We start from the raw sequence: 21,678 nt of genomic DNA, 5'->3' as shown, positions 1-21,678 counted from the left end.
TTCCGAGAAAGAAAGACCTTACCTCCGAATCCTCTCGATCTCGTCTGCCACAAACTGCACAGACGTCCCGACAATCACATGAATGCTATTTTCCCCCACCACATGGATGCCCGGAACCCCCGTTGCTTTAATCCGTTCCTGGTCCACTGTCTCCATGTCCTTCACTTCCACTCTCAATCTGGTGATACAATTTTCAATGGAGGTGACATTTTCATCTCCGCCGAGGCCGGCATAGATTTCTGCTGCCATGGAACTGAACCTATCTCCTTTGGTGAGGACTGCCGCTGCCTCCACGTCCTCACTATCTTCTTCACGACCCGGTGTCATTAAATTGAATTTCGCAATCATAAAGCGGAACAAGAAATAATAGAGAAGAGCAAATACCAACCCTTGAATGAGGAGCATATACGGCAGATTCGCCAGTGGGAGCCGTGAGCTCAGGACAAAATCGACGAAGCCCGCGCTGAAACCAAAGCCTGCCGTCCAGTGGAAGAAGGAAGCGATCGCAAGGGATAATCCCGTAAGCACTGCATGAGCTACATATAAAGCCGGCGCCACGAACATAAACGCAAATTCAAGAGGTTCCGTCACCCCTGTAAAAAAGGAAGCAAATCCGGCTGCAAGCATCAGTGAGGCAACCTGTTTTTTCTTACCTGGTTTTGCCGCATGATAAATGGCAAGCCCTGCTGCAGGGAGTCCGAACATCATCACAGGGAAGAATCCGGCCTGGTACATCCCCGTCACGCCTTTTTCCCCCGTCCCCGACCAGAAGTTCCCGATATCATTGATTCCCGCAACATCGAACCAGAATACGGAATTCAACGCATGATGCAATCCGGTGGGAATCAATAAACGATTAAAGAAACCGTATAAACCGGCTCCCGTAAACCCGAGGCCGCTGATTTCCTTCCCAAAGGAAACAAGCGCCGTGTAAATGACCGGCCACACAAACAGCATCACACCTGAAACGACGAGCATCGCTATGGCCGACATGATCGGCACCAAACGCTTTCCGCTGAAAAAGGCAAGAGCATCCGGAAGCTTCACTGAACTGAAGCGATTGTACATACTTGCCGCAACAATCCCGGACAGAATCCCGACAAATTGATTTCCTATCTTATCAAAAGCAGGGTTCACTGCCTCTTTTTCAATGCCTTGTAATAAAGCAACGGAATCCGTTGAAAGCAATGTGGTAATGACAAGGTAGGCGACCAGTCCGCTCAGTGCCGCCGATCCATCCCGTGCTTTTGCCATCCCGAGTGCGACCCCGACAGCAAATAGAATCGCCATATTATCAATGATCGATGCCCCTGCCTTGATCAGGAAAGCGGCAATCGGACTGTCCGCCCCCCATCCCGAAGGATCGATCCAATACCCGATCCCCATCAGGATCGCGGCAGCAGGTAACACGGCAACGGGAAGCATCAACGAACGACCAATGCGCTGCAAGTATTTCATCATTTTGTTTTCCCCCTATCAGTCTGTTTTTGAAAGATGCCTTGTCTCTTTCATGAGGACAAAGCCCTTCTTTAAAAAATATTCCGGCATTTAGTTGTTTAGAAGTGGATGCCGATGTGTATTGGGATAGATTGATAGGATTACTTTTAATGATTGAGATGAGGGACGGACCTTCAAGGGGGATTATGTAGGTTTGGGATTAGGATTTTCCATAAAATAGAAAAATGCGCAATTACTACTTAAAACGACGCAATTAAGACGGAAATGACGCAATAAATTTAATAATGACGCAATCACCTACGAAAATGACGCAATTATCCCCTAGCCTCCTTGAGAAAGCTATTCCAAGACCCCTTTACAGGAACCATAAGAATTAAGTACCCACTGGAAGACCTTTCTATAGATGTTTCACCACCCCCCTAAAAGTGGCCGATTTCCCTCTCTTTTCAAAGATTATTCGATCCAATTCCCCCAAAACCAGCTCCCTGCCAACAGGCTACCTAACCATGAAAGGTCCCTCCCTCAAAACACACAAAAACCCCCATCAGGCATCTAGCCCGACGGAGGTCCGTCCCTCAAAAATTAAGGTAATTCAGTTGTGCCCATGAGGTAGCGGTCACATTCGCGGGCTGCTTCACGGCCTTCGTTGATGGCCCAGACGATGAGGCTTTGGCCTCTGCGCATGTCTCCTGCAGCGAAGACGCCATCGACGTTCGTCATGTAGTTTCCATACTCCGCTTTCACAGTGGAATTGCTGTTTGTTTCGACTTCAAGCTCTTTGATCAGATCCTGTTCGGGTCCGCTGAATCCGATAGCCAGAAGGACAAGGTCCGCCGGCCATATTTTTTCAGTTCCCGGGATTTCATCACGGATCTTGTTTCCTTTTTCATCATAGCGGAGTTTCACATTGACCGTATGAACTTCCTTGATATGGCCATATTCATCACCGACAAACTTCTTCGTCATGACAGCGTAGGCACGTGGATCATCGCCAAGGACTTCAGCCGCTTCTTTTTGACCGTATTCCACACGGTGAATGACTGGATACTGAGGCCAAGGATTGCCCACTTCATCCCGAATCGCACCTTTTTTATCATATATATCGAACTGAGTCAGGCTTTTACAATTATGCCTCACAGAAGTGGCCAGGCAGTCTGTACCTGTGTCCCCTCCACCGATGACGATGACGTTCTTCCCTTCAGCAGAAATATAGTTTCCATCTTCCAAGTTCGAATCCAATAAGCTTTTCGTATTAGCGTGAAGGAATTCCATGGCATAATGAACGCCTTTCAGATCACGGCCATCGACTTGGATGTCACGGTGAACGGCTGCTCCCCCGCAAAGAATGACGGCATCAAAGTTCTCCCGAAGATTTTCCACCGTGTAGTCTTTCCCGACTTCCGTATTCGTTACAAATTCAATGCCCTCTTCTTCTAAAATATCCACACGGCGCTTCACGACCGAGTATGGAAGCTTCATTTCAGGAATCCCATACGTCAAAAGGCCGCCCACCCGATCATTTTTTTCAAAAACGGTGACAAGATGACCTGCTTTATTCAGCTGTGCAGCTGAAGCCAATCCGGCAGGACCTGACCCGACGATGGCCACGCGCTTACCGGTCCGGAACTCAGGCGGCTCCGGAATGACCCAGCCTTCCTCAAATCCCTTCTCAATGATCGAGCGTTCCACGGTCCTGATGGCAACAGGCGGCTCATTGATTCCAAGCACACATGCCCCTTCACAAGGAGCCGGACAGGCAAAGCCGGTGAACTCCGGGAAGTTATTCATCTGATGCTCCCGTTTCAACGCTTCCTTCCATTGTCCCTGATACACAAGATCATTCCATTCGGGTATCAGGTGATACACAGGGCAGCCCGATGTCGACCCGTTGATCTCCATTCCGGACTGACAAGTAGGAACGCCGCAGTCCATGCAGCGTGCCCCTTGTTTCTTGATTTCTTCTTCCGAAAGAGGAGTGGTGTAATCGTTCCAATCTTTCGTCCGTTCTGCTGGATGTCTCTCAGCTGTTGTCTGTCTCGAATATTCCATAAATCCAGTTGCTTTTCCCATCATATCCCCCTCCCTGATTAATTCGCAGGCTCCAATACTTTTTTCTCTTCTTTCGTACCTTCTTCAAATGCTGCCATTTCCGCATCGAATTTCTCTAATCCACTATTTTCAAGTTCACTGATCCGTTCTCTCATCTTGAGATAGGATTTCGGAATCACGCGCACAAATTTGGACACGTATGATTCCCAGTTCGCCAAAATCTTCTTTCCATTATTGCTGCTTGTATAGTGAACGTATCGCTCGATCATATCGTAGACGTTCTGCATCTCTTCCGGATCAAACAATGGTTGAACAAGGACAAGCTCCTGATTGCACCTTGAACGGAAGGTTCCATCTTCATCCAGGACATAAGCGACCCCACCGGACATACCGGCAGCGAAGTTCCGTCCGGTCAGACCAAGGACGACGACTTTGCCTCCAGTCATGTACTCACATCCGTGGTCCCCGACGCTTTCCACGACTACCTGGGCTCCACTATTACGGACACAGAAACGCTCGCCTGCCACTCCGTAAATATAAGCTTCCCCACCGGACGCCCCGTAGAAAGAAACGTTTCCGATGATCGTGTTCCGCTCAGGGATGAACGTGGCGGTCGGATCCGGATGGACGATGATTTTCCCGCCTGATAATCCTTTTCCTACGAAATCGTTGGAATCCCCGACAAGTCTCAGAGTCAATCCTTTAGGAATATAAGCACCGAAGCTTTGCCCTGCAGAACCCTTGAATGTCAGACGGATCGTGTCTTCCGCTAATCCTTCTGCTCCATATCGTTTTGTGATTTCACTGCCGAGCATCGTTCCGGTCACCCGGTGAATATTCCGGATCGCCGTCGTCCATTCAACCGGCTCCCCTGTTTCAATCGCATTGCGGCAGCGTGGAATCAGTTCTTGGAAGTCCAATGTCTTCTCAAGCTCATGATCCTGCTTACGCGTCGCATATCTGCCGACTTTCTCAGGTACATCCGGTTGATAGAGAAGGGCTGACAGGTCGATTCCTTTGCCTTTCCAATGATCGATTGCTTCGTTGGCCTCGAGGATATCGGTTCTTCCGATCATTTCATTGATCGTCCTGAAACCAAGTTGTGCCATGAGCTCCCTTGTTTCCTGAGCAACGAAACGCATGAAGTTCGCCACATGTTCCGGGTCCCCAGTATACTTTTTACGAAGCTCAGGGTCTTGTGTCGCAATTCCGACAGGGCATGTATTCATATGACAGACGCGCATCATGACACAGCCAAGGACCACAAGTGGTGCAGTCGAAAATCCGTATTCCTCTGCTCCAAGAAGGGATGCGACGACCACATCCCGGCCCGTCATCATCTTGCCGTCCGTTTCAACGACAATCCGGTCACGAAGTCGATTTAACAGTAAGGTCTGATGGGCTTCGGCAAGACCGATTTCCCACGGCAGTCCCGTATGTTTCAGACTGGTTCTCGGTGCCGCACCGGTCCCTCCGTCATATCCACTGATCAACACAACGTCGGCCCTTCCTTTTGCCACACCTGCTGCAATCGTTCCGACACCTACGGCAGATACCAGCTTGACGCTGATCCTTGCCTGCGGGTTTGCATTTTTCAGGTTGTAAATCAATTCGGCCAGATCTTCAATCGAATAGATATCGTGATGGGGCGGTGGTGAAATCAATTCGACCCCCGGTGTCGATCCCCTTACTTCAGCAACCCAAGGATAAACCTTTTTACCAGGGAGATGTCCCCCTTCACCAGGTTTGGCCCCTTGAGCGACCTTGATTTGAATCTCATCGGCATTCACTAGGTAGTGACTCGTTACGCCGAAGCGGCCTGAGGCTACTTGCTTAATCGAGCTGCGGCGCGAATCTCCATTCTCATCTGGAATGAAGCGGCTAGGGTGTTCCCCGCCTTCTCCTGAATTGCTCCGTCCGCCGATTTTATTCATGGCGATCGCCAACGCTTCATGGGCTTCCTGACTGATGGAACCGAATGACATGGCACCGGTCTTGAAGCGGCGGCAGATTTCTTCGACTGATTCCACCTCTTCAATCGGCACGGGCTTCGTTTCTTTAAAGGAAAGAAGGCCGCGCAGGGATTGAAGATTCTGCTTTTCATCTGTCAGCATAGTGGAATATTTCTTAAATAATTCATAATTATTCGTCCTGCATGCATGTTGAAGAGTGTGAATCGTACTTGGATTGTACGCATGGTCCTCCCCATTTTTACGATATTGAAATTCGTCCCCGGATTCTAATGTACGCTGGTTATCTTTCCGGTCGTTGAATGCCTTTCTATGTCTTAAAAGAACTTCTTTTTCAATGATATCCATCCCGATTCCGCCGAGTCTTGATGCGGTACGGGTGAAATATTTATCGATGACATCCTGATGAATGCCGACTGCTTCAAAGATTTGGGCTCCACGGTAACTTTGGATCGTTGAAATCCCCATTTTCGATAGAACCTTGATGACCCCATCAGTTCCCGCTTTCACAAAACGCTGTACCGCTTTTTCATAGGTGGTGTCTTGAAGCTCGCCTTTTTCAATCAAATCACGCAACGTTTCATAGGCCAGATACGGATTGATGGCTTCTGCACCATATCCGAGCAGGGTGGCAAAGTGATGCACTTCCCTTGGTTCCCCTGATTCCAGGAGGATACTCACGGTTGTGCGCGTCCCCTGACGGATTAAGTGATGATGCAGACCGGATACGGCAAGGAGAGACGGAATGGCCGCCTTCTCCCTCACCACCCCGCGGTCGGAAAGAATGAGGAGTGTCGCCCCGTCAGCAACGGCCTGGTCAGCTTTTTCGTAAAGAGCATCCAGGGTCCGTTCAAGCTGGTCTTCTTCTTCGGTCACATCAAATAAAATCGATAAAGTGACTGCCTTGAATCCTTTTTCTTTCTGATGACGAAGCTTCTCAAGCTCTTCCCCTGTAATGATCGGTGTCTTTAAATGGATGTGCCTGCAGCTTTCTGGACCTGGGTTTACCAGGTTTCCTTCAGCTCCGATCGTTGTGCCGACAGATGTGATGATCTGCTCCCGGATCGCATCGATCGGTGGATTTGTCACTTGGGCAAACAATTGCTTGAAATAGTTATATAGAAGCTGAGGCTTCTTCGATAAAACGGCAAGCGGTGAATCGTATCCCATGGAACCGACCGGATCTTTTCCATCGGTCACCATCGGCTTGATGATCTTATTCAATTCCTCTGTGGTGTAACCGAATGCCTGCTGTTGCAGGAGTACTTCATCTGAATCCAATCGGGCCACTTCCTGGGTCGTTTCCGGAAGGTCCTCAAGTTCAAACTTATTATTATCGAGCCAGTGCCTGTATGGATGCTCGGACGCCACACGGAGCTTGATCTCTTCATCGGGGATGATACGTCCTTTTTCCAGATCGACAAGAAGCATCTTTCCAGGCTGGAGACGATCCTTGTACACGATGTCATCGGCAAAAATATCAAGGGCGCCGACTTCAGAACCGAGAACAATCATGCCTCCCTTGGTTACGTAGTACCTTGCAGGTCTGAGCCCATTACGGTCAAGGCACGCACCGATCTGGGTCCCATCCGTGAACACGAGGGCTGCAGGTCCATCCCAAGGCTCCATTAAACAGCTGTGATATTCGTAGAAATCTTTTTTCTTTGGATGGATGGTGTCATCATTCTCCCATGGTTCAGGAACCATCATCATGGCCGTATGAGCAAGGGATCTTCCGGATAGGTGAAGGAATTCAAAGCAGTTATCGAACATGGAGGAATCACTGCCTGTCTCATCGATAACGGGTAGGATTTTTTCCAGGTCTTCATCTTTAAAGGCACTAGAGCTGCACAGCTTTTCACGTGCACGCATCCAGTTCACGTTCCCTCGCAATGTATTGAATTCTCCATTATGGATGGTATATCTGTTTGGATGAGACCGCTGCCAGCTTGGGAAAGTGTTTGTACTAAAGCGGGAATGTACAAGAGCTAAAGCTGAACGGAACTCAGGGTGGTTGAGGTCAATATAAAAGGAATCGAGCTGTTCCGGGATGAGCATCCCTTTGTAGACGATGGTCGTGGAAGACAGACTGCAAAGATAAACGTCCTCTTGCCCCTCGACGGTTGCCACTTCTTTTTCGATCCGCTTCCGTATCACATACAACTTACGTTCGAAATCCATCCGTGACTTCAAATCTTCCGATGCCCCGATGAACACTTGTCGGATGAACGGTTTCGACTTCGATGCCACTTTTCCAACAAAGGAATCATTGAGCGGAACAGGCCTCCAGCCAAGTGTCTTTTGACCCTCTTCCGCAATGATGCGTTCAAAGATTTCTTTACTTTTCTGGCGCTTGTCATAGTTTTCTGGAAGGAACACCATCCCGATTCCATATTCACCTTTCCTCGGAAGGATGATGTCTTCTTTTTCACATTGCTTCTTAAAGAAGTGATGAGGGATCTGGGTCAGGATACCTGCACCGTCCCCCGTACTTGTATCGGCGGATTGTCCTCCGCGGTGCTCTAAATTACATAGGATATTGATGGCATTCTGTACAATGCTGTGACTCTTCGTCCCATCTATATTTGCAATCATTCCAATTCCACATGCTTCATGTTCTTGCGCAGGATCATACATGCCTTGCGCTACAGGAAGATTCGTTTTCATCCAATGTCCTCCTCTACTAAAGTTGTATAATTTTTGAATAAATAACCGATTGATTAAATTTTCTTAATTTTCGTTAGTATATCATGAAATTTAGAAAAAACGAAAAATTTTGTTAATGGTAAATATGTATATTTTCCAAATATATGTGCAAATCACAAGAAAAACATTGATTTATCAACAATGCCTTTAACTTAATATTCAGAATCTTTAAAGGCTTGATACAAACACAAAGAAATCGCTTACAATAATTCGTGTCCCTAAGCATATTCCATCAAAATCCCCCATGAATTTTCATACAAAAACATTACTAAAAAAATTTTTTCTCAAAAAAAAATATGTCATGAATCCGGGTCTATTGGAGGAGGGACGGACCTCTAAGTATGTAAAGAATATTTTCTCATCATTCCGCTTCTGAAACTCCTTTTCTATTCCCCGCCCTTCTCCGATTCAAACTAAAAGAAAGAGGGACGGACCTTCGAACATTCGAAGGTCCGTCCCTCTTTCTTCACGCCTCTTTCATCGCTTCACTTTCTACGAGGTTCATGAAATCTGTGACGACTTTGTTATTATTTTTCTCCCCCCCAAGTTTCAGTAGTACTTTTCCAAGGAAGTTCAAGCCTTTGTTTTCACCTTGATAAATGAATTTCGTCTGATTCTCATCGATTTTATATAGGGTGAATGCGGCCTCGATTTCAAATGCCTTGGCCAGTGTGAAGCCGATTTTATTATGCTTCTTTTCTGGGGTATTTTCGTACTCCAAGTCCTCCACTATATACGTTTCAATCCTAATGGGCAAAGGTCTCAGTGATTGGAAACCAAGGGGCTTTTCTCAGGAAGGAGCTTCTTGATTTCTTGGTATGCCTCTTCGATTGAATTCACCTTAACCGTGGTCTTTCGATCCTCTGGATATTGATTCCACATATGTAAGTACCTCGGATCGTAATAATATTCGATGAGCAGTTCCAATATCCGTTCATAGTTTCCTTTCTGCAGCTCAGCCTCGATTTCATTGGCAATCGGACTGTGAATCCTTCGCTTGATGGACCTGAACGCTTTCACAAACTCTTCATGATGTTCGTGAAGACGGTACTCGTCTAAAATATGCCTCACTCTTTCTTTCATGGGCATTTCGATGAAGATATGAAATGCCTCCTCCTTCTCCTGAATGAGGAAATCAGGAAGGAGAACCTTTCCAATCCGCTTACTTTCTGCTTCAAATAAAAGAAAAGGAGAATCCTGCTTCTTCATCAGTTCCCGAAGGAGGAGGGAGTCAAATGTTTTCTGGTTGTTGGCAGTCAGTCCGATTTCCCCGAATATGGACCCTCTATGGTTGGCTAGGTCTTCTATATCAAGAACCGGATATCCTTCTTCCTGAAGCTTCTTCAAAATCGCGGTCTTCCCGGTGCCAGTCCCGCCGTTCAGTACAAAAGAAGCAGGCTTCATATCAATATTTTCAAGCCCCTTCAGCACCCAGTGGCGATAAGCCCTGACCCCTCCGAGAATCCGGGAAGTCCTGATCCCCATCAGGTCAAGGAAAGTAGCGGCTGCTTTACTTCGCATACCACCCCGCCAGCAAAACACGACGATTTCACCCTCAAGTTTCTTGAACTCATTCATGAATCGGGGAAGTTTACCTGAAAAAATCTCCAGTCCCCGGTCCGTCGCCACTTCCTTATTCACCTGCTTATATAATGTGCCTACTTCCGCTCTTTCTTCATCATTGAAAACGGGTATATTCAGGCTGCCCGGAATCGTCATTTCCCTGTACTCAGAAGGAGATCGTACGTCCACAAATGTATACTTATCTAAATCGCATTGATCGATCCGTAGATCTTTGAACATGTCATCCTCTCCCTTTTTACATTTCTCTTCTATTTTACACCACTTCGGTATTCATTCTTTCCCTTTTTATTCTTTTTAGAAGTATTCACTTAGTCCTTTCCTCCCGTTTACCGGCTGAATATTCAGATTTTTCACCTCATTGGTACTATATACCAGAGTAATGGAACCCCTTATAATGAAAAGGAGAAATAATATTTCATGTTTTTATTAAAATTTATGAAGTATTATTTCAATAAAATGAAAGCGGTTTCTTTGTAACCGCAAGAGAGGAGTAGAGAAATGAAAGCAGTAAAGTACATGATTATGGCCGTGATGTTGTTCTCACTGGCTCTTCCCTTTTCCACCGGGAAAGCGAAGGCCTCCGGGACGTCTGAACCGAAGCATGAGATGCGGGCTGCGTGGATTGCGACCGTGACGAATATTGACATGGCGCCTGGAATGGACAAGCAGGAATTTACGGATTGGGTGGTGAACACCCTGGACGAGTTGAAAGAATTGAACTTCAATACGGTGATTTATCAAGTCAAGCCGACTGCCGATGCCTTGTATCCTTCCGAACTTGCCCCATGGTCCCAGTATATTACAGGTGACGAGCAGGGAACCGATCCAGGCTATGACCCACTTGCCATCATGTTAGACGAATCTCATAAACGAGGAATCGAAGTACACGCATGGGTGAACCCTTACCGGATCACGATGCCGAATCAAACGATCGAGTCCCTCGCGGATGACAACGTGGCCAAGCTTCACCCGGAGTGGGTACTGAAATATGGCAAGCAATATTATCTCAACCCCGGAATTCCAGAAGTACAAGATTACTTGATTGATACAGTGAAAGAACTAGTAAGCAACTACGACATAGAAGCCGTTCACATGGATGATTATTTCTATCCTTATAAAATTGCAGGAGAAAGCTTCCCAGATCAAGATACATACGAGAAATATGGCAGCACATTCGACAATATCGATGACTGGAGACGCAACAATGTCGATGAACTGGTCGCTGATATCAACACTGAAATCAAAGGTATCAAAGATTATGTCCAATTCGGGATTTCCCCATTTGGCGTGTGGAGAAATATCGCCGATGATCCGACTGGAAGCGAGACAGAAGCGGGACAAACGAATTTCGATGACCTGTATGCCGATACCCGCCAATGGATCAAGGATGGAAGCATCGACTACATCACCCCGCAAATCTACTGGTCAAGAAAACTTGCCGTCGCCAACTACTCCGTCCTACTCGATTGGTGGAGCCGGGAAGTGAACGAGTATTCCTATGAACATCCGGTGAATCTGTACATTGGGATGGCCGATTATAAGGTCGGGGACAACTTTGACCAGGAATGGTTCAATCCTTATGAACTGCCGGGGCAAATCATGGACAACCGGGCTAACGGTACGGCCCTTGGCCAAATGCATTTTTCCTTAAGACAAATTTTCGAGAACCCACTTGGATACGCTGATATTCTACGCAATGAAGTGTATACGGAAAAGGCCTTGACCCCTGCCACTCCTTGGAACAATGATGACCTTCCGAAGAAACCGAATACGGTAAAAGCGGATAAGCAGGAAATCGGTATCACCTTGAGCATTGATGACAAGAAACATTCTGACGCCAGGAAATATGTCATCTATCGCTTTGACGGCGTGAAAGAAGGAGACTACAAGAATCCTGCGAATATCGTGGATGTCGTGTACTCTCAAGAAGGCGTCGCGACGTATAAAGACACGTCTGCTGAAGAAGGTGGAATGTACACATATGGTGTTACCTCCGTATCTCCAACAGGTGTGGAAAGCAAGGATGCAAAAACAGTGAGAGTACGATAATCATAGAAAGAAGCGTTTCCCCGTTGTGGAGAAACGCTTCTTCTTATTTTACCTGTATGTCCTTTATCTTTTCCCTCATATGATCCGGCCACCATGCCCCGCATTCATCGGATACTACACAGGCCGCACATTTCTCCAAATCGTATACCATCATCCCTTGAATGGGCGGTGAATAGAGGTGGAGAGTCACTAGATCCCCTGCACTCCCCTTCTTCATTTTGTGAACTGCTTTCTTCGGTGCGAAAAAGAAAGAACCTTCTCTATACTCCCGGTCAAATAACTCCTGAGGAAGCTTGTTATCCCTCACTTCAAAGATCGTGTTGACGGAAGTCCCATCCATCACCTGGATCCATCCTTTCGAATCTCCGTGGTCATGCGGGGCACATTCCATATCCGACCAATTCATGACAAGGAGCTCCACTGCTTCATTTTGATAAAGGAGCTTTCGGTAATAAGGTTTCCCTTCCGGAGATTCCAGATAAGGCTGTAAATCCTCTAGAGATATATTCAGAGACTGCAAGACTTCTTTCAGTTCTTTCGTGGAAGGATGTGATAATCCATCCAATTGATTCTTTATCCGTTCCTTTAAGGTCACTGCGGATCCCCCCTGATGTTATCGTTTCCTCCATAGAAACCGATGAAGGACAGAAATCATCTGACCATTGACAATGACAACTCCTATAATAATTATGACTCCACCCAGGATGCTTATGAGAAAAATTTTCTCGTGCAGGAGAAGAATGGCTGCAATGAGAGTGGTGACAGGCTCCAAGTAAAGAAACATCGACACCTTTGACGCATCCAATACTTCCAATGCCTTCGCCCAGTACCAATACGCGATCCCCGAGACGAATACACCGAGGAATATCAAGTGTGCCCACTCTACATTCGATAATTGGGAAATTCCTTCCCAGCCGCGGTTGCGAATGAGAAACGGGATGGTCAGACTGAATCCCAGCAGGCTCATATAGAAGGTAATCACGAGAGATGGAAGCTCAATGCGAAGCTTTTTCAGAAGCACGGAGTATACCGCCCAGTTCAATGTACTGAGAATCATGAGGAAATACCCAATGTTGACAGTAAATCCGATCGATTGTCCGCTCCCAGCAGTCGTTACCATCAGCACACCCGTAATCGCAATGATCATGCCCAGCGCTTTGGAGATGGTCATTTTTTCATGCAGGAACATCATGGAGAGGATCACGGTGAACACCGGGGAAAATGAAATCATCCATCCTGCCGACGATGCATCAATGTTCAGGAGTGCCGTCGCCTGGATGACTTGATGAATGAAGACTCCGAGGACCCCAAGAACGATCAAGTGAGGGACATACTTCAGAGGGATGGGGAGCCTGTATCCTTTTAGCAACAGAAGCATGAGGAGAAACAGAGCTCCGATCCCAAAGCGGAGGACGAGGAGCGTATAGGGATCAAGCGTACCCAGCACCGCTTTGGTGGATACGAAGGATATCCCCCAGAAACTGATGGACATTGTGGCATATAATGAGGCGGCAGCCTTGGTTTTCATCGGGATCATGGGCGGTGCATCCTTTCTTAGCTCGTCTTCTTTTTATCAAGGTATGCTCGTCCATGGGAAAAATGTGCAGGGGATTGATTGGTTATGAAAATAAAACCGGGGAGCCGTTCCGTCACAGTTCATGAGTTCTCATAAGCTGTTGATAATAAAAGCGTTGAAGTCGATAATATATCCAGAAGGTCGATAATAAAATGTCCAAACTCGTAAATAAGTCCACCAAAATCCTTTCCTTCACTCCCCTCTCCACAAAAAAACGACCCAAATCATGATTCGGGTCGTTTTCTATCTTTAATTTTGGTTCATCCGCTCACCAAACTGAGGCAAATACTCTTTATGAACCTCAAGCATTTCATCCAGCAGCTGTTTCGCTTTCACATCACTCGTCACTAATGGATTGATGGTCATGGCAAGCAGTGCCTTTTCATAGGAACCGGTTACGGATGCTTCTGCCGCCACCCGTTCAAAGGATTTGATCTGTTGCACAAGTCCACTGACCGACACAGGAAGTTCTCCAATAGCAATCGGCTCCGGTCCCGCTTTCGTCACGACGCAGTTCACTTCCACGGCAGAATCCCTTGGCAAATCACTGATTGCTCCATTATTGCGTACATTCAAAGTCTGGATATCCCCGCGATTGTTGTAAATGGACGATATCAGATTGCATGCTGCATCACTGTAGTAGGCCCCTCCCCGCTCTTCAAGCTGTGGAGGCTTAACCGCTAAGCCTTCATCCTTATACAAATCAAACAGCTCTTCCTCCAACTGCTGGACGACCTCCGCACGAGTCGTACCCGTCTTGAATTCCTCAAGCTGTTTTTCTAAAATATCACCCGTTTTGTAGTAATAGCGGTGATATGGACAAGGAACGACTCCCAGGCTCCTTATGAATTCAGGCTCCCAGGGCAGTGGAGCAATATTCCTCATGCTGACCTGCCTGTCCGGATCGCTCATGATGTCGAGTACTTCCCCCAAGACGGATTCTCCGTCTACCTGTACGTCCAGTCCATAAACCATATGATTGAGTCCGGCAAATTCGATATGCACGCGTTCCACGTCCACGCCGAGGAGTTTTGCAAGCGTCATTCTCGTATTGATGGGAAGATTGCAAACACCTACGACCTTCGGGTGCGAACCGTAGCGCAGCAGCGCCTCCGTTACCATACCCGCCGGGTTCGTGAAATTGATCAGCCATGCCTCGGGACAAAGCTCCTGCATTTCTTCCGAGATGTCCAAAAGGACTGGTATTGTCCTCATCCCCTTGAAGAGTCCGCCGGCTCCATTCGTTTCCTGACCGATCATCCCATACTTGATCGGCAGGCGCTCGTCCTGTATCCGGGCTTTCAGCTGCCCTACCCTCATCTGGGTCGTGACAAAGTCCGCGCCCCTCAACGCCTCTTTCCGGTCCAGTGTAAGATGGATCTTCATGGGGACCCCCGATTCCTTCACCATCCGCTTCGCTAAATTCCCGACAATATTCAGCTTCTCTCTTCCAGCTTCAATATCCACAAGCCACAATTCACGAACCGGAAGTTCATCATACCGCTTGATCAATCCTTCAACAAACTCAGGGGTATAGCTCGAGCCCCCGCCTATCGTAACGATCTTGATTCCTTTTCTCATTGCAAGAGCCTCCAGTTACCTGGCCACAAAAGCCAAAATAAAACTAATCACGAAACTGACCACGACTGCCAGTAGCATCCGCTTCTTTTTAACGGAATCATCTTCCACCGGTCCTTCAATTTTCAATAAAATGTAGGAAAGCCCGATGGAAGCTGAAATGCCCGTTGCCAAAAACATACTCCATTCCTTTGCCAGACCCGTGCTCATCAATGGTTTTGAAAGAAGTAAAAGCCCAATAGATACAGAGATTAATAATACAAACACACTTTTAAAACCGATTCTCTTTGGCACAACGGTTTCTGTCATGTCCATCACTCCTTATGCTAGTAAAGAAGTGGGAATCCTAGGACTCCCACTTCTGGTTTCTTATAAAAAGGCTAACGTTTGTCCAGCTCCAGGGACTTGAGGCTCGAGGTCATAAGTCCAGCCCACCAAAAAGGCAAAGGACGCCTTTCCGGATGACTCGTCTTATGCTTGTCGCCTCAGGGCGAGCCCCTTCCGCTTTTCTATGCCGCTTGTTGCTCGCTCTCTTCCATCTTCAACATTTTCTTGTCGTACATTTTCAAGAATGGGAAATAGATAGCAAATGAGATTCCGATATTGATCAGAACCATGACGATCGCTCTCCAGTCACCACCCGTTGCAAGGTACGCGCCGATTGGTGCAGGCAGTGTCCATGGCGGCATGATGTAGGTTGGAGATACCAAACCGACAGTGGTGGCCACATAGGAAATGGTTGCTGTGATCAAAGGTACAGTGATGAATGGGATGATCAAGATCGGGTTCAATACGATTGGAGCACCGAAGATGACAGGCTCGTTGATATTAAAAAGACCCGGTACAAGACATGTTTTCCCTAGTGCTTTTAAATATTTTGAACGGGAGAAGAAGACCATTGCCAGGACCAATCCAAGCGTGGCTCCTGATCCACCGATCCAGATGAACCATTGGTAGAACGTTTCCGGGGCGATATGCGGGATCGCTTGCCCGCTTGCAACCGCGTCAGCGTTGTTCACAAGGAATACTTCCCATAGTGGACGGGCCACGGTTCCGACAACGGATACTCCGTGGATCCCGAATGACCAGAAGAAATCGATCAGGAATACCGGAACCAATACCCCGAATATGCTGTCGCCGGCAGTGACCAATGGTGCGACCGCGACACCGACCAACTTATGCAGATCTACCCCTGCTAAGACAGTAACGGATGATATCAATAAAATAACGATTGCTACAGGTATAAGTGCTTCAAAGCTTCGTGAAACGGATGCCGGTACTTGCTCTGGCATTTTGATCGTGATGTTCTTCGTCTTACAGAAACGCAGGATTTCAACGGCCAGGATTGAGACGACCATGGAAACGAATAATCCCTGCCCACCGAGGTTGGTCATTGGAAGGACCCAACCTTCTCCGTCCATTACTTTCGGTGTGATGGTCAATAGAAGTGCCGCGACTGAGATCTGTGCGCCGGATAATGGATCCAGCTTATAGCTTTTCGAGAGATTGTATCCAATCCCGAATGCCACATAGAGTGACATGATGAACATGGTCAGACGGTACGGAATCAGGATATCGACAATATTGTCTGCTGCCCACTGTTTGATGTCCCCGAATATCCATGCGTCAGGCAGTGGCGGAAACGCTAAGATCAGAAAGAATGAACCGACGATAATAAATGGCAGTGCTGAAATAACCCCATCCCGGATTGCTTGCAAATGCCTTTGTTCAGAGAGTCTGGCCATTGGACCTGACAAATTATTCTCCAGAAAGTTCACAAACGTTTGCATGTTACTACCCCCTTGTTTCCTATTAAATTAGTTTGCTAATTCTTTTACTGTTTTCAGTAAAGTCGGCCCACCTAAAGGCGTATAAGCCTGTGGCGGAATCGGGCCGCATGGAACATTGGCCTCATCGGCGGCTTTCTTCACTTGATCAAATCGGTGTCTGATCTGAGGTGCTACCATACATACATCCCATCCCTTAGAGATTTCCTCGGATACTTCCCCAGTTCCGATTGCATGGACTTCCATTTCGAGCCCCTCTTTTGTTCCTTCTTTTTTCAGGGCATTTACGACGATCGCACTGGACATTCCACCAGAGCATACAAATAATACTTTCATCCCTACTCCTCCTCCTCTTTCATTCGCTGAACCACTTCATGTGTATGAATAATTTGCTCGTAAACGCCATGTCCTTTTTTCATGCATAATGCCACGAATAAAGCGTCGATCACGACGAGTTGAGCAATTCTTGCCGTCATGGTACCGATTCGGATATTATGTTCCTCCTCAGAAATCGTCAGTACGATATCGGCGAGCTTTCTTGCCGGTGATTTACCGTGCTGTGTCAGGAGTACGATTGTGGCTCCCTTTTCCTGTGCGACATTCATCAGCTTCAAAATTTCTTTTGTCTGACCGGATGTTGAAACGACGAAGAGAACGTCTCTTTCTGTTAAGTTCGCTGCCATCATCATCTGGACATGGATATCACTTGCCTGAAACGCCAGGTAGTTCAATCTCAACAGCTTCTGGGTGAAATCTTCCGCTACCACTGCGGAACCCCCCACTCCGTACAGATAGACTCTTTCGGCTTCATGAAACGCATTGACCGCTCTACCGAGTTCATCAATGGAAAAAAGCTTTTCCGTATTCTTGATGGCTTGATAGGTATTGACCAATACTTTATTGAAGACGGTCTCAAGATTGTCTTCAAAGGACAGGAGTGTATTGATATCATGACTCTTCGTTTCTTCGATGTTCGTGCTTTTTGCGAGCTCGATCTTCAAGCCGCTGAAACTGTTGATCCCGATCCGTTTGCAGAACCGGATGATGGCGGCTTCACTGCTGCCGCATGAGTGTGATAGTTGCTTTGTGGTCATCTCCATCACTTTCTCCGGAAATTCGAGCACATATTGAGCAACCGCTATTTCAGACGGGGTAAAGCTCTCCATCTGACTTTTGATGTGTTTTAAAACCTGAAATTCTGTCATGGTCACCTCCAAAAAATGATTGTCTTGAAAAGGCTTTCAGTTTAATATGATTATATGCGATAATGAAATTAAATTTCAATATTATTTTAAAATATTTAAACTTTTATTTTACAAAATTAGTAGAAAAGAGTTCTAAAAAGGTTCAGGGAGGAATACACGATGGCAGAGATCCGCAACGTGGAAATGGAAATATTTGAGATTATATCAAACGGTGGGAATGCGAAGAGTACGGCTTATGAAGCCCTTGCTAAAGCCCATGAAGGAAAATTCGATGAGGCGGAAGAGATGATAAAGAACGCCCATGACGAACTGAATAAAGCCCATAAGACGCAAACAAGCCTGATACAGGCCGAAATCAACGGGGAAGAATTTGAAAAATCACTTCTTATGATTCATGCACAGGATCACTTGATGACGTCGATCAGTGAAATCTCATTAATTGAACAAATGATTCCTATGTTAAAGAGAATCCATGCACTCGAAAACCAATCGAATTAAGGAGGAGTCACGATGAGTAAAAGACTGGGAGTTTCAATCTATCCGAATCATTCTGTAACTGAAAAAGATAAAGAGTATTTGGCCCTTGCCGCTTCTTACGGATTTCAACGTGTGTTTACCTGCTTATTATCCGTTGAAGGAGACAAGGAAGGCATCATTGCGAACTTCAAAGATACGATCAAGTTTGCCCGTGAGAAAAATATGGAGGTCATCGCAGACATCAGCCCACGTATTTTCAAAGAGCTGGATATTTCTTACGATGATCTATCCTTTTTCGCCGACCTGGGTGCTCACGGTATCCGCCTTGACCTCGGATATACCGGTCATGAGGAATCCATGATGTCATATAACCCTTATGATTTGAAAATCGAATTGAACATGAGCAATGCCACGAAATACATCGATAACATCATGACGTATCAGCCCAATAAGGATCAATTATTAGGGTGCCATAACTTCTATCCGCACCGCTACTCCGGTTTATCTTATCCTTTCTTTATCGAATGCAGCAAGAAATTCAAAGATTTCGGCATGAGAACGGCAGCCTTTGTGTCTTCCGCGGATGCCACATTCGGTCCATGGCCCGTCACGGAAGGATTGCCAACACTGGAGATGCACCGATCCCTTCCTATTGATGTGCAGGCGAAGCATCTGTTTGCCACTGGATTGATCGACGACGTCATCATCAGCAATGCTTATGCATCAGAACGTGAGATGCAGCTGCTTAGTGAACTGAATACATCGAAGCTCACTTTCAGCGTCGAAACCCATGAGACGACAACGGACCTAGAGAAAACGATCATCTTTGAAGAACCTCATTTTTACCGTGGAGATGTATCGGATTATATGATCCGTTCCACTCAAAGCCGCGTCAAATACAGAGGTAGAGAATTTGCGCCCCATAACAACGTCGACATCAAGCGTGGAGACATTATCATTGAAAACGACCTGTATGCCCAATACGCGGGAGAACTTCAGATTGCCCTCAAGGATATGGAGAACTCCGGTAAGACGAACGTGGTGGGCAGGATCCGTGAAGAAGAAATATTCCTGTTGGATTATCTGAACCCTTGGGGCAAATTTGCCTTCCAGCCACGTGAGAAGGTTTAAGAGATGACTAGAATAATAGGAATCGATGCAGGCGGAACGAAGGTTCAGGGACTTGTCATGGATATGGAGAAAAATATCCTTTTCCAAAGTTTATCCGGACACGGGAATCCGTCCGTCTCGTATGAGGAAGCATTGCAGAACCTCTCATCTGTCGTTCAACAATGCCTGAACCATACTAGAGAAGCGGCCACACATATTGTGATCGGGATGGCAGGCGGAGGGTCGGGAAATCTATCACAAAGGATTCAGTCAGAATTGAGCAGGATGACTTCCCTTCCCATCATTCTTATAAACGATGCCACTCTTGCCTATTTCAGTTTGATCGGTAATCGGAATGGTGTGATGACGATCGCGGGCACGGGATCGATTTGTTACGGAAGGAACGGAAAAAGAGAAGGAACAACCGGGGGCTGGGGCCACTTACTTGGAGACGAGGGCAGTGCCTACCATATTGCCATCGAAGCGAGCAAAAGGATCGTCAGGGAAATGGACTCAGGACTCCCGCTCTCTCCCCTTTCCCAGAGTATACTGAAAAACATCAACGCTACTGACGCTCAAGGATTGAAAGGATTCATCTATTCTTCCTCCAAAGGGGAGATTGCCCGGCTTGCGAAAGTGATTCACGAGGAAGCACAGGCAGGGGATGAATATTCCCTTCATTTATTAAAGAGAGCAGGCGAACTCCTTGCCGGGCAGACTATCGCATTAATCGAGAAGTTACACCTTGAATCACATCCTGTGATCGCATTAAAAGGCAGTGTGCTTGAACACAATCCGGTTGTTCAATCCATTTTTAAAGAAACGATTTCAAAACGGTTTAACGAACCGAGTTTCATCACTGATTCCACTTCCCCTGCAACAGGCGCAGTGGAGATGATTGAAGCGATACAAATGGGGAGGTATGTATATGACTAAGCGTTTAGCAGTCGGACTGATGTCCGGCACGTCCGTTGACGCAGTGGATGCCGCTCTTGTTTCCATTGAAGGAGCAGGGACGGATACCGTGGTGGAGCTTGTCCAGTATTCAACTACGCCCTTTTCACAACCGGTGAAAAAGAAAATCTTCGATGTCATGAGTCTTGATCATTCTTCCACCCCTCTTTTATCCAGCCTGCATTTTGAGCTTGGAGACGTATACGCCGATGCCGTAGAGAAAGTATGTGCGGAGGCAGGCATCTCTGTTGACGATCTCAGCTTTATCGGATCACATGGACAAACGGTCTATCATCAGCCCTTTCATACGGAAGATTCGGTTGCTTCCACTCTTCAAATCGGAGAACCGAGCGTGATTGCCTACAGGACTCACACACAGGTGGTATCCAATTTCCGTTCCATGGATATGGCTGCAGGAGGAGAAGGGGCACCCCTTGTCCCTTATACAGAGTTCCTGCTCTACCGGAAAAAGGATGGGGGCAGGCTCCTCCAGAACATCGGGGGAATCGGGAATGTGACCGTCCTGCCGAAAGACTGCTCCCTTGAAGAGGTGTTTGCTTTTGACACAGGTCCCGGGAATATGGTGATCGATGGACTGTGCGGGAAGTTATTCGGCTTGTCTTATGACGAGGATGGATCGATTGCCGCCAGGGGAACGGTTCACCCTGAAGCAGCACGGAAATGGATGGAGTGGGAAAAGGATTTCTTTCAGAAAGCGCCTCCCAAGTCCACCGGCAGGGAACTGTTTGGTGAAGTATTCGTGAACCGTATCCTTCGGGAACACAGCGATATCCCGAAAGAAGATTTGATTTCGACGGCAACCTACTTTACCGCCCAATCCATTTCGGATGCTTATAAAACATTCGTCTTCCCTCGGCATCCGATCAATGAAGTCATCATCGGTGGCGGGGGAAGCTATAACGGGACCCTTCTCCAAATGATGAAGGAACTTCTCCCTGAAGTGACAATCCTCATTCAGGAAGATATCGGATACTCCTCCGATGCCAAGGAAGCGATTGCCTTTGCACTATTAGCCAACGAAACGCTACACGGCAAACCAGGCAACGTCCCTGGGGCAACCGGAGCGAAAAAACCCGTCATCCTCGGGTCGATCACACCAAGCCCCATCATCACAACATAATGTATCAGGAGGGACGGACCTTGACCCCAGTCGG

At 47.1% G+C, this 21,678-nt stretch carries 17 protein-coding genes; 5 read left to right on the top strand and 12 right to left on the bottom strand.

Going from position 1 to position 21,678, the window contains the following annotated elements; all coding sequences use genetic code 11:
- Nucleotides 1-18 precede the first annotated feature (18 nt).
- From nagE to mnmH, 5 genes are all read right to left on the bottom strand, one after another.
- Nucleotides 19-1,461 (bottom strand): N-acetylglucosamine-specific PTS transporter subunit IIBC, encoded by a 1,443-nt coding sequence (gene nagE, locus P8596_RS06515; RefSeq protein ID WP_279726379.1) that lies wholly within the window; start codon nt 1,459-1,461, stop codon nt 19-21.
- Between the two features lie 579 nt (nt 1,462-2,040).
- Entirely contained in the window at nt 2,041-3,528 is a 1,488-nt protein-coding gene (locus P8596_RS06510; RefSeq protein WP_279726971.1) for a glutamate synthase subunit beta, read from the bottom strand.
- 17 nt (nt 3,529-3,545) lie between these two features.
- A complete protein-coding gene (gene gltB / locus P8596_RS06505; RefSeq protein ID WP_279726378.1) occupies nt 3,546-8,144 on the bottom strand; it encodes a glutamate synthase large subunit in 4,599 nt (1,532 codons plus the stop codon).
- 505 nt (nt 8,145-8,649) lie between these two features.
- Nucleotides 8,650-8,904, bottom strand: coding sequence for a hypothetical protein (locus P8596_RS06500; protein ID WP_279726377.1), 255 nt, complete (start codon nt 8,902-8,904; stop codon nt 8,650-8,652).
- Nucleotides 8,905-8,945: 41 nt separating this feature from the next.
- A complete protein-coding gene (gene mnmH / locus P8596_RS06495) occupies nt 8,946-9,986 on the bottom strand; it encodes a tRNA 2-selenouridine(34) synthase MnmH (RefSeq protein WP_279726376.1) in 1,041 nt (346 codons plus the stop codon).
- 279 nt (nt 9,987-10,265) lie between these two features.
- Between mnmH and P8596_RS06490 the strand changes: the two genes are divergently transcribed.
- Nucleotides 10,266-11,816 carry a glycoside hydrolase family 10-like protein gene (locus P8596_RS06490; RefSeq protein WP_279726374.1) on the top strand — a complete coding sequence of 517 codons (1,551 nt, stop codon included), beginning with the start codon at nt 10,266-10,268 and terminating at the stop codon, nt 11,814-11,816.
- A 43-nt stretch (nt 11,817-11,859) separates the two neighbouring features.
- On the opposite strand, the gene P8596_RS06485 is transcribed toward P8596_RS06490, so the two are convergent.
- From P8596_RS06485 to P8596_RS06455, 7 genes are all read right to left on the bottom strand, one after another.
- A complete protein-coding gene (locus P8596_RS06485; protein WP_279726373.1) occupies nt 11,860-12,411 on the bottom strand; it encodes a cysteine dioxygenase in 552 nt (183 codons plus the stop codon).
- 18 nt (nt 12,412-12,429) lie between these two features.
- Entirely contained in the window at nt 12,430-13,344 is a 915-nt protein-coding gene (locus P8596_RS06480) for a DMT family transporter (RefSeq protein WP_254653716.1), read from the bottom strand.
- Nucleotides 13,345-13,641: 297 nt separating this feature from the next.
- The gene (locus P8596_RS06475) at nt 13,642-14,973 is read right to left on the bottom strand and encodes a 6-phospho-beta-glucosidase (protein ID WP_279726372.1); all 1,332 of its coding nucleotides are present in this window, start codon (nt 14,971-14,973) and stop codon (nt 13,642-13,644) included.
- 15 nt (nt 14,974-14,988) lie between these two features.
- Nucleotides 14,989-15,279, bottom strand: coding sequence for a hypothetical protein (locus P8596_RS06470; RefSeq protein WP_224520714.1), 291 nt, complete (start codon nt 15,277-15,279; stop codon nt 14,989-14,991).
- Between the two features lie 200 nt (nt 15,280-15,479).
- Nucleotides 15,480-16,760, bottom strand: coding sequence for a PTS sugar transporter subunit IIC (locus tag P8596_RS06465; protein ID WP_079531141.1), 1,281 nt, complete (start codon nt 16,758-16,760; stop codon nt 15,480-15,482).
- Nucleotides 16,761-16,787: 27 nt separating this feature from the next.
- Nucleotides 16,788-17,093: a PTS sugar transporter subunit IIB gene (locus P8596_RS06460; protein WP_229593458.1), complete on the bottom strand. Its 306-nt coding sequence runs from the start codon at nt 17,091-17,093 to the stop codon at nt 16,788-16,790.
- A 2-nt stretch (nt 17,094-17,095) separates the two neighbouring features.
- The gene (locus P8596_RS06455) at nt 17,096-17,962 is read right to left on the bottom strand and encodes a MurR/RpiR family transcriptional regulator (protein ID WP_159361600.1); all 867 of its coding nucleotides are present in this window, start codon (nt 17,960-17,962) and stop codon (nt 17,096-17,098) included.
- A gap of 159 nt (nt 17,963-18,121) precedes the next feature.
- On the opposite strand from P8596_RS06455, the gene P8596_RS06450 reads away from it, so the two are divergent.
- From P8596_RS06450 to anmK, 4 genes are read left to right on the top strand one after another with little or no spacing between them, the layout of a single operon-like run.
- Complete coding sequence (locus P8596_RS06450) at nt 18,122-18,460, top strand: PTS lactose/cellobiose transporter subunit IIA (RefSeq protein WP_061809518.1); 339 nt, start codon at nt 18,122-18,124, stop codon at nt 18,458-18,460.
- Between the two features lie 12 nt (nt 18,461-18,472).
- Nucleotides 18,473-19,570, top strand: coding sequence for a DUF871 domain-containing protein (locus P8596_RS06445; protein WP_279726370.1), 1,098 nt, complete (start codon nt 18,473-18,475; stop codon nt 19,568-19,570).
- 3 nt (nt 19,571-19,573) lie between these two features.
- On the top strand, nt 19,574-20,485 hold the full coding sequence (locus P8596_RS06440; protein ID WP_279726369.1) for a BadF/BadG/BcrA/BcrD ATPase family protein: 912 nt from the start codon (nt 19,574-19,576) through the stop codon (nt 20,483-20,485).
- Nucleotides 20,478-21,644, top strand: coding sequence for an anhydro-N-acetylmuramic acid kinase AnmK (gene anmK / locus P8596_RS06435; protein ID WP_481900321.1), 1,167 nt, complete (start codon nt 20,478-20,480; stop codon nt 21,642-21,644). The genes P8596_RS06440 and anmK overlap by 8 nt, the downstream gene beginning before the upstream one ends.
- The last annotated feature ends 34 nt before the right edge of the window (nt 21,645-21,678 follow it).

This window comes from Rossellomorea sp. DA94 (genome assembly GCF_029834455.1).
GTDB lineage: Bacteria > Bacillota > Bacilli > Bacillales > Bacillaceae_B > Rossellomorea > Rossellomorea vietnamensis.
Note: the sequence above shows the minus strand (reverse complement) of the source record. Positions and strands in the feature narration are given on the sequence as shown.

Excerpts from the sequence above, each read along its gene's own strand:
- nagE (WP_279726379.1), bottom strand. The coding sequence starts at position 1,461 with ATGATGAAATACTTGCAGCGCATTGGTCGTTCGTTGATGCTTCCCGTT.
- P8596_RS06510 (WP_279726971.1), bottom strand. The coding sequence starts at position 3,528 with ATGGGAAAAGCAACTGGATTTATGGAATATTCGAGACAGACAACAGCT.
- gltB (WP_279726378.1), bottom strand. The coding sequence starts at position 8,144 with ATGAAAACGAATCTTCCTGTAGCGCAAGGCATGTATGATCCTGCGCAA.
- mnmH (WP_279726376.1), bottom strand. The coding sequence starts at position 9,986 with ATGTTCAAAGATCTACGGATCGATCAATGCGATTTAGATAAGTATACA.
- P8596_RS06490 (WP_279726374.1), top strand. The coding sequence starts at position 10,266 with ATGAAAGCAGTAAAGTACATGATTATGGCCGTGATGTTGTTCTCACTG.
- P8596_RS06480 (WP_254653716.1), bottom strand. The coding sequence starts at position 13,344 with ATGAAAACCAAGGCTGCCGCCTCATTATATGCCACAATGTCCATCAGT.
- P8596_RS06475 (WP_279726372.1), bottom strand. The coding sequence starts at position 14,973 with ATGAGAAAAGGAATCAAGATCGTTACGATAGGCGGGGGCTCGAGCTAT.
- P8596_RS06470 (WP_224520714.1), bottom strand. The coding sequence starts at position 15,279 with ATGACAGAAACCGTTGTGCCAAAGAGAATCGGTTTTAAAAGTGTGTTT.
- P8596_RS06465 (WP_079531141.1), bottom strand. The coding sequence starts at position 16,760 with ATGCAAACGTTTGTGAACTTTCTGGAGAATAATTTGTCAGGTCCAATG.
- P8596_RS06460 (WP_229593458.1), bottom strand. The coding sequence starts at position 17,093 with ATGAAAGTATTATTTGTATGCTCTGGTGGAATGTCCAGTGCGATCGTC.
- P8596_RS06455 (WP_159361600.1), bottom strand. The coding sequence starts at position 17,962 with ATGACAGAATTTCAGGTTTTAAAACACATCAAAAGTCAGATGGAGAGC.
- P8596_RS06450 (WP_061809518.1), top strand. The coding sequence starts at position 18,122 with ATGGCAGAGATCCGCAACGTGGAAATGGAAATATTTGAGATTATATCA.
- P8596_RS06445 (WP_279726370.1), top strand. The coding sequence starts at position 18,473 with ATGAGTAAAAGACTGGGAGTTTCAATCTATCCGAATCATTCTGTAACT.
- P8596_RS06440 (WP_279726369.1), top strand. The coding sequence starts at position 19,574 with ATGACTAGAATAATAGGAATCGATGCAGGCGGAACGAAGGTTCAGGGA.
- anmK (WP_481900321.1), top strand. The coding sequence starts at position 20,478 with ATGACTAAGCGTTTAGCAGTCGGACTGATGTCCGGCACGTCCGTTGAC.